Here is a 15,544-nt window from a genome sequence, read left to right on the forward strand (position 1 = left end):
CGTTAAATGACAGCATTTAACTGCGGCATGCTTAGTGCGGAATGCTTCTATGGAATTGAAGTGGCTCGAAGATTTTCTCTGCCTGTCACAATATTTAAATTTCTCCCGCGCGGCTAATGAGCGGCATGTTACTCAATCCGCGCTGTCACGCCGGATCAGGCAGCTTGAAGCCTGGGTCGGGGTACCGCTGATCGATCGTTCCACCTATCCTATTCGTCTGACCCTTGCCGGACAAAGTTTTCTGCTCCGAGCGCATGATGCGGTCGGTCTCCTCACTCATGCCAGAGATGAACTGAGCGCCCGCTATACGCCGATGATGGAAGTGCTGTCTTTTGCGACACTCAACACCCTGTCGCTCACCTTTTTTCCGGCGCTGATGGCACGGATTGAAAGCAACGGCGATAATTTCCGCACCCGTTTCTCCGATCCGCATCCCTCATTTCTCGGCAATGTCTCAACCCTTCTCAATGGTAATTGCGATTTTCTGCTGACCTATGCTCATCCCTTGGTCAGCCAGATGGAGGATCTGAGAAATTTTCCTTATTTGTCTCTCGGGCATGAAAAGGTAATACCTGTGTCAGCGGCGGATGCCGCCGGCGAACCTCTGCACCGGCTGGGCAACCACACATTGCCGACAGAATATCTGCGCTACCGCGACACAACATTTTTTGCACAGGTTCTCGATCCGCTTGTGGAGCGCCGCGGCCTCAATCTGAATATGGTCTATGAGAACGGCATGGCCGTCGGGCTGAAGGCCATGGCGGTTTCTGGTCAGGGCGTGGCATGGATTCCGCAAAGCCTGATGCCGGATGAATGGAAACGCGGCATTCTGGTGCGTGCAGGCGTTCAGGACTATGATCTGGATGTGGAAATCCGCGTCTATCGCTCACAGCGTTTTCGCACGGATTATGCCGAGCGTTTCTGGCGGCGTGCATCAGCACTCGCCGCCAAAGACATTAACTGGTGGCAGAACTGAATAAGAGTTTCAGTGCTTTGAGGTCTTTTGCATCATCCAGAGCCAAAAGCTCTTCATAAACAACGGCAGCATTATCCGATGCCCCGCAGCAGTCCATGAATTTACCGAGGCGGTCAGCATCGGTGAAAGGCTCCTGTAAGCCACCGACAGCATAGTTGCGCGATGCTGTCAGCACGCGCCCGTTATGCAATTTCACGGTCACAACATGCGGGAGTTTGTCCTGCGCAATCCGCTCTTCATCCGCACTGTAGCTCAGCATTGTCACACGGTTCAGCAAGGCATCCCTTGCATAGTGCTGCACAGCTTGCGGCGTAAAATCAGCAAGACTTAAATGTCTCTGCCGCAATGCTCTCGCCACGCAATATTGCATCGAAAAGCGTGCCTGCATTTCATCGACCGGCTGCGGATAGGTCAGATTACGGTAATTGGCGATGCCAACCAATGCCTCGACACTTTCCACATCCTCTGCCGTGAAACTGTGCTCACGCATCAGATCCAGCAACCCGTCCACAATCAGATGGGTTGAACCACAACACGGATGTTTCTTCGGCATCACCCCAGCGGTCTCAATAATATGCTCTGCGCCAGCGATGATCGCTTCCGCTTTCCAGCCACGGCGCTGATCTCCGGCAAACAGGCTATGAAAACCCTGTGCACCTTCCAGAATATCAGGCCGTGCCTGCATCCCCGCTTTGGCCAGCAATGCGGCCTCCACCGCATTGCGTGCCGCCATACCCGCATGGAATGGTTTAATCAGCGTGCCGAATTGGCCTTTGGTGCCGGAAGCATAGCTCACCGCAATGGTGATTGCCCGTGCTGTTGCCTCTTCATCCAGCCCGAGCAGATGCGCAACCGCAAGCGCTGTTCCAATACTGCCGATAGTCGAGGTGCCATGCCATCCGGCGGTATAGTGCGCTTGCCCGACGCCATCGCCGATCAGTGCCTGCGCCTGAAGGCCTGCCAGATAGGCGTCGATCAGTTGTGCGCCGGATGTTTTGTCAAAATCCGCAACAGCCAGCAAAGCCGGAACGATAACCGCTGAAGCATGGCTCATGCCGGGCAGAAAATTATCATCATAATCCAGCGCATGAGCGGCAGTACCATTCACCAGCGCCGCCACAATCGGGCTTGATGTTTTGCCGTTCACCAGCAACGCTTCTCCCGCACTGCCGGTCTGGGCAAAAGCTTCAAACACTGTATTGGTGCTTGCATCTTCACGCCCCGCAACCATACAGGCCAGCGTGTCGATAATCGCATCGCGCGCCAGCAAACGCGCCTTTGCACTGGTGACCGGCTTTGCACAAACCTGCGCAATCGCTCCGGCAACCGTCATTTCCTCCTCCCGCATTTCCCTCACCCCTGAAATGCGTCGAAGATCAGTTTCAACAAGCGACCGAATTTGTGCCGGTTAAGCTGGCGACCGGTAATGTCGGTATCCACCCGATGCACAATCACCATGTCCAGTGCCGGAATGGTAATACAGAAATGTCCGCCTGCGCCAAAACCGGCATAGCTGCCTTTAGGGGTTACAACACCGGGGAAGAACACACCGTCCCGCTCCAGCCACCACATATAGCCATAAGCGCCGCGCGCACCGGCATCGGAATAAGGCATCACGCATTCCTGCGCCCAGCCTTTTGGCAGCACATCTTCACCATTCCAGCGGCCATGACGTAAGTATAGCTGGCTGAAACGCGCCAGATCGCGGGTCGACAGACGGAACGGATAGGCCGCATGACGGCTCTCGGTGAAACGGTCATGCCAGCCATCCGGCTTATCACCGGTGAGAGAGAAATCTGCAAACTGCAGCGGTTTGGCAATGCGTTCATCAAAGGCCTGATGCACAGTCTTACCGGTCAGTTGTTCAAAGATTGTACCCAGCGCATTGAAATCCCAGTTATTATAGCACCAGAAAGTGCCCGGTGCATGGGAGTGACGCTTCTCTTTAATCATACGCATCCACGGCGTTTCATAACCTGCCGCATGATAAATACCGGAGCGTGCCGTCAAAAGATCATAGACTGTTGCCTGTTTTTCAACTTCGCTCAGACCGTCATTGTCGTCGATGCCAAGTTGCTCAAGCGTCAGGCTCAGATCAATCGTACCATCCGCCACATCCTGCCCCATCAGCGCGGCCAGAATGCTTTTACGGATCGAATGGCAGAGATATTTATGGGTAACATCACCATAGGTGTAGATGATCTTGCCGCTCTGCACGATCATCAGGGCATCCGTTTCCTGACTATCAGCACAGGCTTCAACCGCCTGTAACCCCGCTTCAGACCAACCGTATTGAGAAGGATTTTGCACCCGTTCCCATTCAGCCGCCGGATTGGCCGCATGCTGATAACTCATATCTCTTCCCCCAATTTAATTATGCGCCACGGCCTCAACACTGGCCTGCAAAAATTCCTGCGTATAAGATGCGCTGGCACGGGACTGGCGCAGATCATCTGCCGTCAGTTCTTCCAGAATAATGCCTTTATGCATCACACCGACCCGCTCACAAATATGCGCAACCACCGCCAGATCATGGCTGACCATCAGATAAGTCAGACCGCGTTCACGGCGCAGGGTCTTGAGCAGGTTGAGAATTTCCGCCTGAACGGAAACGTCCAGCGCCGAGGTCGGCTCGTCCAGCAACAGCACTTCCGGCTCTATAATCAGCGCTCGGGCAATCGCCACACGCTGACGCTGACCGCCCGACAATTCATGCGGATAGCGATACATGAAACTCGGGCCCAGACCGACAGCTGTCAGCACATCGCGGATACGCTCTTCCTTGCGATCCATACCGTGAATGGTCAGAGATTCCGCCAGCACTTTATGCACCATCTTGCGCGGATGCAGCGAAGCATAAGGATCCTGAAACACCATCTGCACGCGGCGGAAGAACGACTTGTCCCGCTCGCCGGACAGCAATGTACCGTCGAAATTAAAATTGCCGGTATAATGCGGGATCAGGCCAGCCAATGCGCGCAGGATTGTGGACTTTCCGCAACCGGATTCCCCGATCAGACCATAGGCCTCACCACGGGCAATGTGGAAACGCGCTTTTTTGACCACTGTCGAGCGCTTGCGCCCCTTGCCGAAGCTGACAGACAGGTCAGACACATCCACCAGCGGCTTTGCATTTTCGCTCATAATATCCGCCATTATTTCTGACCTCCGCTGAGTGTCGCACCTGAAAGCCAGCTCGGATCACGCTCCGGCACTTGCAGTATATCCACCGGATGGTCGAGACGCGGCAGGCTAGCAAGCAGAGCCTGCGTATAAGGATGCTGCGCTTTGTGCAGTTCTTTGGCAGGCAGGTCTTCCATGATACGACCGGCATACATCACCAGCACGCGGTCGCAGAAATCCGCCACCAGATTGAGATCGTGACTGATAAACATCAGGCCAGTACCGGAGCGGCTCACCAGTTCATCCAGCACGGTCAGTACCTGACGGCGCACTGTGACATCCAGCGCCGAGGTCGGCTCATCGGCAATAATCATATCCGGTTCAGGGATCAGCATCATCGCGATCATCACGCGCTGCCCCATACCGCCGGAAATCTCATGCGGGAACAGGTTCATCACCCGCTCCGCATCGCGGATATGCACGGCTTCCAGCATGTTCAGTGTGCGCTGACGGGCTTCCTGCTTATTCACCCGATGATGCAGCCGGTAGGCTTCCATAATCTGGTCGCCGATACGGATCAGCGGATTGAGCGAATATTTCGGATCCTGCAAAATCATCGAGATTTTATTGCCGCGCACCGAGCGCATCTGGCGCTCGCTGGCACCCAGCAAGTCAACATCACCGAATTGCAGTTTCTTGGCTTTAATCTGTGCTACTTTCGGGGTCAGTTTGAGGATCGAACGGCCGGTCATGGATTTACCGGAACCGCTCTCCCCTACAATACCGACTTTCTCGCGCCCGATGGAAAAGCTGATGCCGCGCACCACATCGATTGAGCGGTCAACACCCGGAAAAGACACCCACAGATCTTCAACTTCTAACAGAGGTTTGGTCATTTGATTTATCCGTTCCTCTTATCCGTTACGCGGGTCAAGCACATCGCGCAGACCGTCACCAAACAGGTTGAAGGCAAGGCTGGCGAGCAGAATGGCACAACCGGGCATGGCTGCGAGCCACCACGAGGTCATCATGAATTCACGGCCGCTGGAGAGCATCGCACCCCACTCAGGGCTTGGCGGTTGCGCACCAAGACCGAGAAAGCCAAGACCGGCGGCTGTGAGAATAATCGACGACATATTGAGAGTAATGCGGATCACCACCGACGGGATACACATTGGAACCACGTGATGCCAGATCACACGCATGATGGAGGCACCCTGCAAGCGGATGGCAGCCACATAATCGGACGAGCGGATGGTCAGGGTTTCCGCACGCGCCAAACGGGCAATCGGCGGCCATGCAGCCAGCGAGATCGCAATCACTGCATTTTCAATGCCGGGTCCGAGCGCCGCTGCAAAAGACAGCGCCAGAACAAGGCTTGGAAATGCGAGGAAAATATCAACAATACGCATCAGCGCTGTATCAACCCAGCCGCCCATATAACCGGCAGTGGTGCCGACAATCAGGCCGATTGGTGCAGCGATAATGGCCGTCAGCGTCACGATATAAAGCGTAATCCGCGAACCATAGACCAGACGGCTGAAAATATCGCGCCCCAGCTCATCCGTGCCGAAATAATGCGCCCATGATGGCGGCTGCAAACGGTTGGCCAGATTATTGGCGCCGATATCATAAGGCGCGATATAAGGCGCGAAGATCGCCACAGCCACCAGCAACAGAATAACGAACAGGCCGAAAACTGCGGATGTGTTGGTCAGAAGCTTCAGCCAAGAGCGGCGCAATTGCTGCACATTGGCCTGAAGGGCGGAAGAAGGCACCGGCGCACGCAGCCATTCACGGAATGACGAAGTGTTAGGTGCGGAATTGGAAGTATCAGTCATGAGAGCACCTATCGTGTACGCGGATCAAAGACGCGGTAAAGCAGATCGCTGATCAGATTGATGACAACGAAGAGAATACCCACGATCAGCGTACAGCCGACCACAGCATTCATATCACCGGCCATCAGAGCATTGGTGAGATAGCGGCCGAAACCCGGCCATGCGAACACGGTTTCTGTCAGCACAGCACCTTCGAGCAGGAACGCATAGGACAGCGCCACAACCGTCACCACCTGCACGGCGACATTGCGGAATGCATGTCCCCAGACGGTGCGCGACCATGACAGGCCTTTCACGCGGGCAGTGATGATATATTCCTGATTGAGCTGCTCTATCATAAAACCGCGGGTCATGCGGCTGATATAGGCCATGGAGCCGAAAGCCAGAATGAGCGCAGGCATGATGATATGACTGAAGGCATTGCCGAATGCTTCCCACTGCCCCTGCATCGCACTATCGAGCAACAGGAAACCGGTTGTCGGCTCGACTGAGAACTCATGAACGAAATCAATACGACCCGGACCACCGATCCAGCCGAGACCGGCATAAAACACCAGCAAAGCCATCAGACCGAGCCAGAAATTCGGCGTGGAATAGCCGAGCAGGCTGAGCATACGCACCAGATGATCCAGCGGTGAATTGCGATACATTGCCGAGAACACGCCGAGCGGAATACCAAAACCGGTACCGATGATAATCGCAACGGTTGCCAGTTCGATGGTGGCAGGGAATACGCGGCCGATATCTTCCAGCACAGGTCTGCCGGAGGTCAGCGCATTGCCGAAATCAAACATCACGGCATTTTTAATATAAAGACCATATTGCACGATCAACGGCTGATCGAGACCAAGCTTGCGATACATCGTATCATAAGCTTCCTGAGAGATATTATCCCCCAGCATCGCGATCACCGGATCAAGCGGCAAAAGACGGCTGATGAAAAAAGTCAGCGTGACCAGACCAAGCAGCGTAATCGCCACGGAAATGATCAGGCGTGCGGCGGCGGCGAGAAAGAGAAGAACGGGATGAGGTTCATGATAGACCTCATTGTCAAACTCCGTATCTTGCAAAGTTTCGGGCGTCGTCATGGCAATGTTTCCGTCAATATCGGGAAAAGGAGAATTTGCAGCACACAGCTTTCAGCACCGCAAAGGTGCCGGTAAAATAAATAGAATGTGCTGCAAACCTGACTGAATGCCGGAATATCAATTCCGGAAATTACCTGCCGCCGCAATGCAAGCGGCAGGTCTTTCGCGGTCAGTTATTTAGCGGCTGTATCATAATAGGTGCGGAAACCGTTCCACTCCCAATTCGTGATACCCTTGTTAATACCGGCAACATTATAGATCTGGAACATATAGGCCTGCGGGCCTTTTTCCATCATCTCTTTCTGCAGGGCATGATAAAGCTCGACACGCTTGGCTTCATCTTTTTCAAACAAGGCTGCATCGACTTCCTTGTTCACAGCTTCATCGAAATAGCTCGCGCGCCAGCTCGGATACATGGTCTGCTTGGCTTCCATGCGGTTATCCGGATTGAAAATATGACGCGAGGCATTGCCATGCGCATCCGGCACGCCGGTCGACCAGCCCATCAGCGAGGTCTGGAATTCACGACCACGGATACGGCTGAACAGCTGGGCATTGGCCATACGTTCGATCTTGATTTTCACACCGGCTTTGGCTGCAGCATCCTGAATACTCTGGGCAATCGGCGCATCATAAGGTGCGGTACCGATAAACATGGTGGTTTCAAAACCATCCGGATGACCTGCTTCAGCCAGAAGTGCTTTGGCTTTTTCCACATCCAGAGTGAATGGCTGGCCTTCTTTTTCATCCAGCGCACCGAAAGCACCAAGCTGCACAAAGCTTGCACGCGGCACGCCGACATTGTGCATCACAGTCTTTGCCAGACCGTCATAATCAATGAGATAGCGCATAGCGAGACGCACTTTTTCATTGTTGAAAATCGGATCAGCATTGTTGAAGTTCCAATAGAACAAGGTCGGCTTCAAAGCGCGGGAAACCGCCACTTTATCCTGTGCTTCCAGATCTTTCAGATCTTCCGGTGTCAGGTCACGGGCGATATCAATATCGCCTTTTTCCAGCAGCAGACGCTGGGTACCAGCTTCCGACACGTGACGGATCAGAACCTGTTTCAGCTTTGGTGCTTCACCCCAGTAATTATCACTCGCTTGCAGCAGTACAACTTCTGCAGGGTTCCAGCGCATCAGCTTGTAAGGGCCTACGCATTCGGTACGGGTGGCCAGATATTTATTGCCCATATCGCCTTCGACCTGATTGGCCGTCAGCACTTTTTGGTTGAGCAGAATTGAAACACGGTTTGCAGCAATAGCTGAAAAGATGAGATTGACCGGATATGGCTTATCGAGCTTAAAGACGAGCGTCTGATCATCCGGCGCTGTAATCGCAGTATCAACATTGTCTTTGACGAAACCATATTCCGTCAGTGTTGCAGCATTACCAAAACCAAGCTTAACAACGCGCTGCATCGACCATGCCAGATCACCGGCAGTTGCCTTGTCACCATTGTCAAATTTCAGGTCATCGCGCAGATGGAATGTGATCTGCAAACCGTCTTCCGACACGTCCCAGCTCTTGGCCATACGCGGCAGAATTTTGGTTTCATCTTTTGGGTCAAAATCAACCAGCGGATCGCAGGTATTCTGGATGATTTCGTTGCTCACCACTTCGCCGATCTGAGCCGGATCGAACGTGCTGATCGCATCAATATTCCATGCCATCACCAGCGCATTTGGCGGTGATGCAGCTTCCGATGCAAATGTTGCACCGGCCAGAGCGGCAGTACCGGCAATCATTGCCAAAGCAGAACTGCGGTTCAAAAATTTATTAGTCTTCATCTTTATCCCCTGTTTATGATTTTTCAGTCTTGATAAAGGGCATGGCAGCGATGCACCGCCATGCCAATTCATTTATTCCGCCACTTATTCAGCAGGGCGCGGCTGCAGCGGAGGGTTCACCTCCGGCGGAATCGGGCAGGTATAAGGTGTCTTCGCCATACGTGCCTGATGATCGGCCTTGGCAGCATTCAGGATGCTATCATCCTGCATCACATCCAGCGCGGTTCCGGCCATAACTTTAGCCGCATAGACCATACCTTTATGCGCGGCAGGCATTTTGCCCTGTGCTGTGATCTGCCATGAGTGACCAGGTGAGCCGATCGCATGGGTGGCAACACGTGCCTGCACAGTCGGCACTGCCCAGCTGACATCGCCCAGATCGGTGGAACCGATCATCGGCACGCCGGTCTGTTCACGCGGCAGCACATAATCACAAAGCGGTGCATTTTCAGCGAAAGGCTGACCAACGCGCAAGTAATCGGTTTCGATATCTTCCGCCGACAGAGTTGTCTGAATTTCCGCTGCAAAAGCACGGTCAGCATCATCAAACGGCACGCCACCAAGACGCTCCATATTGGAATGCATTGCGATTTCCAGCGGCGTATTACCGAGCAGGTTAGACACCGCACTCATGATCGAAATATCGACTGTGGTTTCAGTCATCATTGCAGCGCCCTGCGCCACTTTTTTCACACGCTCATTGAGCGAGAACATGCCCGGCAGATCGGTTGCGCGGATCGCATAACGGACTTTGGCTTTTGCCTGCACCACATTCGGCGCAATACCACCGGCATTAAGATAGGCGTAATGCAGTCGGCAATCCGCCGGAATATGCTCGCGCAGATAATTGCAGCCAACGCTCATCAGCTCAACCGCATCGAGAGCAGAACGGCCGAGATGCGGTGCAGCAGCGGCGTGCGATGCACGACCGGTAAACTCGAAGTCCATACGGGTATTGGCGAGAGACTGGGCATCATCCACTTGCGTGAACGAAGCCGGATGCCACGAAATGGCAATATCCACATCGTCAAAAGCACCGGCGCGCACCATAAAGGCTTTAGCAGCACCACCCTCTTCCGCAGGGCAACCGTAATAACGCACACGGCCTTTTTTACCATTCTGTTCCAGCCAGTCTTTCACAGCCGTTGCTGCGAGAAGTGCTGCAGAACCCAGCATATTATGACCGCAGCCATGGCCGTGTCCTGTGCCCGGAATCGGACGCGGCTCAGCAATACCGGCTTCTTGGCTTAGACCCGGCAATGCATCATATTCACCGAGGATCGCGATAACAGGCCCGCCTTCACCGGCTTCACCGATCACGGCAGTCGGAATACCGGCCACATTTTCCGTGATTTTAAAACCCTGATCGCGCAGCATCTGAGTATGCTCGGCGCAGGATTTATATTCCGTATAGGCAATTTCCGGCATACCCCAGACGCGGTCGCTAAGTTCCTCGAACTCACGCTTTTTCGCATCAACCAGATCCCAGATCACCTCACCATTCTTCATGGTGTTCCTCCCGATTATCATGTCATTTGAATACAGTTTCAGGAACAGGCCTCCACCCGCGCCTGAAACCGTGTTGTCTTTAAAGGTTTTCGTCGATGAAGCGTCCCAGCGCATCAAACACTGTGTGGCGGTTTTCAATCCGTGCGAAACCATGGCCTTCATGCGGAATACGCAGAATTTCCACCGGCTTGCCCAAGCCACGCAGGCAGGAATAAACCATCTCGCTCTCACAAGGCGTTACGCGCGGATCTTCCAGCCCGTGCACCACCATCAGCGGTGCCTGTACTGCTGCCATTTTATGAATTGGCGAGAAGCGCTCAAGCGCATCTTTCATCGTCGCCACATCACCATATTCCACTTCGCGCAGAACTTTGCGCCACGGGCCGGTGGTCTCCATCAGCGTCAGGAAATTGGCGATGCCGTAATATTCCACGCCGAGTTTCCACAAATCCGGATATTCAGTGAGTGCAGCCAGCACCATGAAACCGCCATAGGAGCCACCAAACACACCGATACGGCTGTCATCAACATCCGCACGATTGCCGACAGCCAGACGCACGGCTTTGAGATCAGCCACGCTGTCCATGCGCAATTCGCGGTCATCTAGATGCTGATAAGGACGGCCATAACCGGTGCTGCCGCGAATATTCGGTGCAACCACCATGATGCCGCGTGCCAGCATATATTGAATATCGGCGCGGAAATCAGGCTTCCACTGGGCTTCAGGGCCGCCATGAACAATGATCATCACCGGATAGCCGCTCGCAGGCGCAGCAACTGTCGGCTGGTAGACGAAGTAAGGAACATCCAATCCGTCAAAGCTCGCAACACTGGTCACAGTCGGCTCAATAAAGTCCGGCAGAGCGGTTTTTGCCTTCGGTGCATCGGTCAAACGACTATAGGTGCCTGTAGCCACCTCACAGCGCCAGATATCACCGGAGGTTGCCGCACCTTCCGCAGGCATTACCAGTGCCACACCATCCTGCGTCCATGCCACGGATGCAATCACACATGGCATCGGGGTTGGCAGAGATTTCTGCACTTTCCCCTGACGATCAATAATAACGATCTCGCTCCAGCCCTGACGGTTCAGCACCAGCGCCACGCTCTGCTGATCCGGCGCAATAGCCAGAGCTTCCACATCCTGTTTTTCAAAACCGGCAATTTCAACAAGTTCATTGCTGTCGTGGGCTTTGAACATCACACTGGAATAATCACGTCCCTGATCGGAAATCAGCAAAATACCGGAATCATCCTTGAGGAATTTCGCAGCCTGATAGGAAGCGCGTCCCTGATGCGGCAGCATATCTTCATAAGCACCGCTTGCCAGATCAAGGCGGCAGAAATTCTGATCCGTCATAGCGCGGGTACAGTCATTGACCAGCAGTGCCGCACCATCCGGTGTAAAAGCTGCCGGAGTGCGCCAGCCGGTGCCCTGATAAACACATTTGGCTTCACCTGTCGCAACCGTCATCACATAGAGATCCATGTGGGTGCGGTCACGGTAATTGGCGGAATAGGCAATCTGTGTGCCGTCCGGCGACCAGCAGCCCCAGCCATGTACCACAGTTGCGTCAGTGGTCAGCTTACGCGGCTCACCTTCCGCATTTTCAATCAGCCAGAACTGATGACGCTCATCGCCACCCCAATCGGTGCTGATCAGCAGATCACGGCTTTTCGGGTTGAAAGACAGCGTGCCGACAGGTTCCGGCAGATTGGTCAGCTGCTTCGCTTCGCCACCGGCCAGCGGCTTGATCCAGACCTGTGCGGTGCCGCTTGCATCGCTCAAAAATGCCAGCAATTCGCCATCCGGTGAGATGGCCGGTTTTACGGCTTTGCGGATCTCCGTATAGGAGGACATCGCAACGGCGGAAGGATCGGATTTCAGTGTATCAAACATTAAGCTGCCCGTTATTTTAAAAGAAGTTATGCGTGAACCGGTGCTTTGACGGCCTTAGCCAGACGCTCGGAAGCATCGGCAAGAGCGCCAGCCATAGGGCCGGTTGTCGACTGATGATTAGACAAAGTAACAATGGTGAAATTGGCTTCCGGCCATGCGGTTTTCAGCTTCCAAGCTGTCACCATCGGGGTCACCGTATCATAACGCCCCTGCACAATTTCTGCAGGCAGATGGCGGATACGGTCGAGATTATCCAGCAGTGCATTGGCAGGCATAAAGGCGCCATTCATGCAATAATGCGTAAAAATGCGCGAAACTGCCAAAGCCGCATCACTCTGCAACAAGGTCGAGACATGCTCGGCACTTGGTTCCAAAGTCTGAGTGCGGGCAGAGAAACCGCGCAGGCTCTGTGCCGCTGCATGTTCCACCGCCGGATCACCGCAGGTCAGACGCTTGTAATAGGCGCTCAAGAGATCGCCGCGTTCATCCTCCGGCACAAATTCTGCAAATTCCTGCCAGTAATCAGGAAAAATCGTTCTGGAACCATGGAACCACCAGTCACTGTCTTCGCGATCACCAAGGAAAATCCCGTGAATGCGGAAGCCAAGGCAGCGTTCAGGATGGGCCTGCCCATAGGCCAGTGACAGGCAAGAGCCCCACGAACCGCCGGCAACCAGCCAGCGCTCAATGCCAAAATGCTCGCGAATGCGTTCAACATCTTCAATCAGATGCTGCGTGGTATTTTCGCGCAATTCTGCAACAGGGGTCGATTGTCCGGCACCGCGCTGATCAAGTGTAATCACGCGATAGGTATCAAGATCAAAGCTGGCAATCTGCTTGGCCGATACACCGGCACCCGGCCCGCCATGCAAAAACACAGCCGGAATACCGTCCGGATTGCCGTAATCATAAACCGCAATTTCATGAATATCGCTGACTTTCAGACGAAAGCTGTCACGCGCCTGACGCAATTCTGCCACGGCCCATCCTCCTGCTGCTGTTTATTGAAACAGCACTCCGTTCACCACTCTTGCGTCTGAATTGATTTGCCTCTTTGCGGCATTTATTTTTTAATTTCAGACGTGAAATTTATAGGCAGCGAACAGCTTTCAAGGCCAATGCAATTTCCGACTACCTATACCAAAACGGAATAGTTTTGCTCAACATTACATAAAAATCCTCAAAACCACTCTTTTCGACAGCTATTCATCCGAAGAAAGCTATTGAAATTTATGGGGAAATAAAAAACTCCGGCATTGCTGCCGGAGTTTTCAATCAGACTGATCTCTCTTGTTTAGCGGAACAGGATCAGAGATTTCTCAAAGGTTGTCCACACACCCCAGAGTATCGGAAGTCCTACGGCTGCCCATGCAAGAGCAGCTTTGGCATCCAACCCGCCTGTGCCGATACCGAAGGAACCGCTCGGCCCTGTCGCTTCCGCTTTTGTGGCTGCTTGCAGTTTGGCAACTTCCGCATCCGACATGAACCATTTATCGCCCAGCGGTCTGATGAAGAAATTTGCAATCAGACCCAGTGCCAGCATACCCGCCAGAATATACATCGTATAATCATAGACCTGCGCGCGCGGCACACCGGCAGCAATCTGGAACTCGCGGATATAATTCACCACGACCGGCCCGACGATCCCCGCCGTTGCCCATGCGGTCAGCAAACGCCCGTGGATAGCACCCACAAATTGCGTGCCGAAAATATCCGCCAGATAGGCAGGCACAGTCGCAAAACCACCGCCATACATCGACAGGATGATACAGACCATCACCACAAACAATGTGACCGAGCCCATATGCGCGGCTGTCGGCAGCAATGTATAAAGTGCAATGCCAAGAGCGAAGAAGGTGAAATAAGTGGCTTTACGACCAAGGCGGTCAGACAGGGAGGCCCAGAAGAAGCGGCCGCCAATATTAAACAGCGAGATCAGACCGGTAAAACCGGCTGCAATCGCTGCAATCGCAGCCTTTTGCTCGGTGCTCAGTTCGGTAAATGTCAGTCCTGCCTCACCGATCAATTTGCCGCCGAAAATTTCCTGCAACATTGGTGAAGCCATGCCGATCACACCAATACCGGCAGACACATTCAGGCACAGCACCGCCCAGATCAGCCAGAATTGCGGGGTCTTATGCGCGTCACGCAAATGGACGTGACGAGTGGTGATCATAGCCTTTTTGGTCTGCGGTGCGACCCAGCCTTCCGGCTTCCAGCCCGCAGGCGGAATACGGTAGCCAAAGGCACCGCCCATCATGAATACGAAATAGCCTGCTGCCATCACCAGAAATGTCTGCCAGACACCAATGGAATCCGGTGTTTTGAAATGTTCCATCAGCAGATCAGCCAGCGGCGCACCGATCATGGCACCGCCACCAAAACCCATAATCGCCATACCGGTCGCCATACCGCGGCGATCAGGGAACCATTTAATCAATGTGGAAACCGGTGAAATATAACCAAGGCCAAGACCGATACCGCCAATGAAACCGGCACCAACCCACATCAGCCATAATTGGTGGGTCATCACGCCGAAAGCGGCAATCACCATACCGCCGCACCAGCATAGCGCGGAAACAAAACCGGCTTTGCGCGGGCCTACCCGCTCCAGCCAGCCGCCCCAGATCGCAGCGGAACAGCCGAGCAGAACAAAGAACAGCGTATAAATCCAGCCGAGATCAGCCACGCGCCAGTCGCAACTGGTGGTGAACAAGGCAGTTAAAAGGCTCATATCCGCACAGGCAGCGGCGGTTTCACCACCCAAAGCACGGCTCAGCGGCAGCCAGAACACGCTGAAACCATAGGCCATACCGATACACAGATGGATTGCCAAAGCAGCCGGTGGCACCAGCCAGCGGTTAAATCCGGGTTTGGCGATAATCCGCTCGCGGTCGAGAATCCCCGGCCCGCTCAAACCTCCCAGGGTTTGATCTGTTGCACTCATGTCAAAATCCTCCCTTCTGCGAACGCGCCGCAGCCTGCCCATCTCCCGTGAGCATCCCTTAATTGTCAGAATGAAATTATTTAAATGCTGAATCATTTCAGCCGGATACTGGACTGTATCCGGCTGAAATTGCGTATTATGAGACCGGACGTTTAATCAGTGGCGCGGCCTCAAGCACCAGAGGATGCAGCCCCTCTCCGCCTGCATCAATCAGATTAAATAATTGCGTACGCATGCGTGGTTCCCAAAACATGTTGATATGTTTGGCGACACCCGCCGCCTGATCAATCTGCGTCTGCGAACTGAAAAATGTGGCAATCTGCGATGCCATCATCGGAATACGGCTGTGATAAGTATGTTCACTCAT

At 53.8% G+C, this 15,544-nt stretch carries 13 protein-coding genes; 1 reads left to right on the forward strand and 12 read right to left on the reverse strand.

Features of this window, described 5'->3' with window-relative positions; translation table 11 throughout:
• The first annotated feature begins 49 nt into the window (after positions 1 to 49).
• Positions 50 to 976, forward strand: coding sequence for a LysR family transcriptional regulator (locus KHQ09_RS13795; RefSeq protein WP_022712538.1), 927 nt, complete (start codon positions 50 to 52; stop codon positions 974 to 976).
• On the opposite strand, the gene KHQ09_RS13800 is transcribed toward KHQ09_RS13795, so the two are convergent.
• From KHQ09_RS13800 to KHQ09_RS13855, 12 genes are all read right to left on the reverse strand, one after another.
• Positions 957 to 2,309, reverse strand: a complete 1,353-nt coding sequence (locus KHQ09_RS13800; protein WP_033316275.1) for an MmgE/PrpD family protein — start codon at positions 2,307 to 2,309, stop codon at positions 957 to 959. The genes KHQ09_RS13795 and KHQ09_RS13800 overlap by 20 nt on opposite strands.
• 20 nt (positions 2,310 to 2,329) lie before the next feature.
• Positions 2,330 to 3,331 carry a serine hydrolase domain-containing protein gene (locus KHQ09_RS13805; protein ID WP_213598816.1) on the reverse strand — a complete coding sequence of 334 codons (1,002 nt, stop codon included), beginning with the start codon at positions 3,329 to 3,331 and terminating at the stop codon, positions 2,330 to 2,332.
• Between the two features lie 15 nt (positions 3,332 to 3,346).
• Positions 3,347 to 4,132, reverse strand: a complete 786-nt coding sequence (locus tag KHQ09_RS13810) for an ABC transporter ATP-binding protein (RefSeq protein WP_238481639.1) — start codon at positions 4,130 to 4,132, stop codon at positions 3,347 to 3,349.
• The gene (locus KHQ09_RS13815) at positions 4,132 to 4,995 is read right to left on the reverse strand and encodes an ABC transporter ATP-binding protein (protein ID WP_213598818.1); all 864 of its coding nucleotides are present in this window, start codon (positions 4,993 to 4,995) and stop codon (positions 4,132 to 4,134) included. The genes KHQ09_RS13810 and KHQ09_RS13815 overlap by 1 nt, the downstream gene beginning before the upstream one ends.
• Before the next feature lie 18 nt (positions 4,996 to 5,013).
• Positions 5,014 to 5,940, reverse strand: coding sequence for an ABC transporter permease (locus KHQ09_RS13820; protein WP_213598820.1), 927 nt, complete (start codon positions 5,938 to 5,940; stop codon positions 5,014 to 5,016).
• A gap of 8 nt (positions 5,941 to 5,948) precedes the next feature.
• Entirely contained in the window at positions 5,949 to 7,028 is a 1,080-nt protein-coding gene (locus tag KHQ09_RS13825) for an ABC transporter permease (protein WP_213598822.1), read from the reverse strand.
• Between the two features lie 173 nt (positions 7,029 to 7,201).
• Complete coding sequence (locus KHQ09_RS13830) at positions 7,202 to 8,821, reverse strand: ABC transporter substrate-binding protein (protein ID WP_238481640.1); 1,620 nt, start codon at positions 8,819 to 8,821, stop codon at positions 7,202 to 7,204.
• A gap of 84 nt (positions 8,822 to 8,905) precedes the next feature.
• Positions 8,906 to 10,330, reverse strand: coding sequence for a M20 family metallopeptidase (locus KHQ09_RS13835; RefSeq protein WP_213598826.1), 1,425 nt, complete (start codon positions 10,328 to 10,330; stop codon positions 8,906 to 8,908).
• Between the two features lie 79 nt (positions 10,331 to 10,409).
• The gene (locus tag KHQ09_RS13840) at positions 10,410 to 12,230 is read right to left on the reverse strand and encodes a S9 family peptidase (RefSeq protein WP_213598828.1); all 1,821 of its coding nucleotides are present in this window, start codon (positions 12,228 to 12,230) and stop codon (positions 10,410 to 10,412) included.
• Between the two features lie 26 nt (positions 12,231 to 12,256).
• Entirely contained in the window at positions 12,257 to 13,210 is a 954-nt protein-coding gene (gene pip / locus KHQ09_RS13845; RefSeq protein WP_213598830.1) for a prolyl aminopeptidase, read from the reverse strand.
• 314 nt (positions 13,211 to 13,524) lie between these two features.
• On the reverse strand, positions 13,525 to 15,177 hold the full coding sequence (locus KHQ09_RS13850; RefSeq protein WP_213598832.1) for an OFA family MFS transporter: 1,653 nt from the start codon (positions 15,175 to 15,177) through the stop codon (positions 13,525 to 13,527).
• A gap of 136 nt (positions 15,178 to 15,313) precedes the next feature.
• Positions 15,314 to 15,544 (reverse strand): formate dehydrogenase subunit delta, encoded by a 231-nt coding sequence (locus KHQ09_RS13855; protein ID WP_022712526.1) that lies wholly within the window; start codon positions 15,542 to 15,544, stop codon positions 15,314 to 15,316.

Origin of the sequence: Pseudochrobactrum algeriensis, assembly GCF_018436245.1 — a bacterium.
GTDB lineage: Bacteria > Pseudomonadota > Alphaproteobacteria > Rhizobiales > Rhizobiaceae > Pseudochrobactrum > Pseudochrobactrum saccharolyticum.

Coding starts and splice junctions, on each gene's coding strand:
- KHQ09_RS13795 (WP_022712538.1), top strand. CDS start 50: ATGGAATTGAAGTGGCTCGAAGATTTTCTCTGCCTGTCACAATATTTA.
- KHQ09_RS13800 (WP_033316275.1), bottom strand. CDS start 2,309: ATGACGGTTGCCGGAGCGATTGCGCAGGTTTGTGCAAAGCCGGTCACC.
- KHQ09_RS13805 (WP_213598816.1), bottom strand. CDS start 3,331: ATGAGTTATCAGCATGCGGCCAATCCGGCGGCTGAATGGGAACGGGTG.
- KHQ09_RS13810 (WP_238481639.1), bottom strand. CDS start 4,132: ATGGCGGATATTATGAGCGAAAATGCAAAGCCGCTGGTGGATGTGTCT.
- KHQ09_RS13815 (WP_213598818.1), bottom strand. CDS start 4,995: ATGACCAAACCTCTGTTAGAAGTTGAAGATCTGTGGGTGTCTTTTCCG.
- KHQ09_RS13820 (WP_213598820.1), bottom strand. CDS start 5,940: ATGACTGATACTTCCAATTCCGCACCTAACACTTCGTCATTCCGTGAA.
- KHQ09_RS13825 (WP_213598822.1), bottom strand. CDS start 7,028: ATGACGACGCCCGAAACTTTGCAAGATACGGAGTTTGACAATGAGGTC.
- KHQ09_RS13830 (WP_238481640.1), bottom strand. CDS start 8,821: ATGAAGACTAATAAATTTTTGAACCGCAGTTCTGCTTTGGCAATGATT.
- KHQ09_RS13835 (WP_213598826.1), bottom strand. CDS start 10,330: ATGAAGAATGGTGAGGTGATCTGGGATCTGGTTGATGCGAAAAAGCGT.
- KHQ09_RS13840 (WP_213598828.1), bottom strand. CDS start 12,230: ATGTTTGATACACTGAAATCCGATCCTTCCGCCGTTGCGATGTCCTCC.
- KHQ09_RS13850 (WP_213598832.1), bottom strand. CDS start 15,177: ATGAGTGCAACAGATCAAACCCTGGGAGGTTTGAGCGGGCCGGGGATT.
- KHQ09_RS13855 (WP_022712526.1), bottom strand. CDS start 15,544: ATGAGTGAACATACTTATCACAGCCGTATTCCGATGATGGCATCGCAG.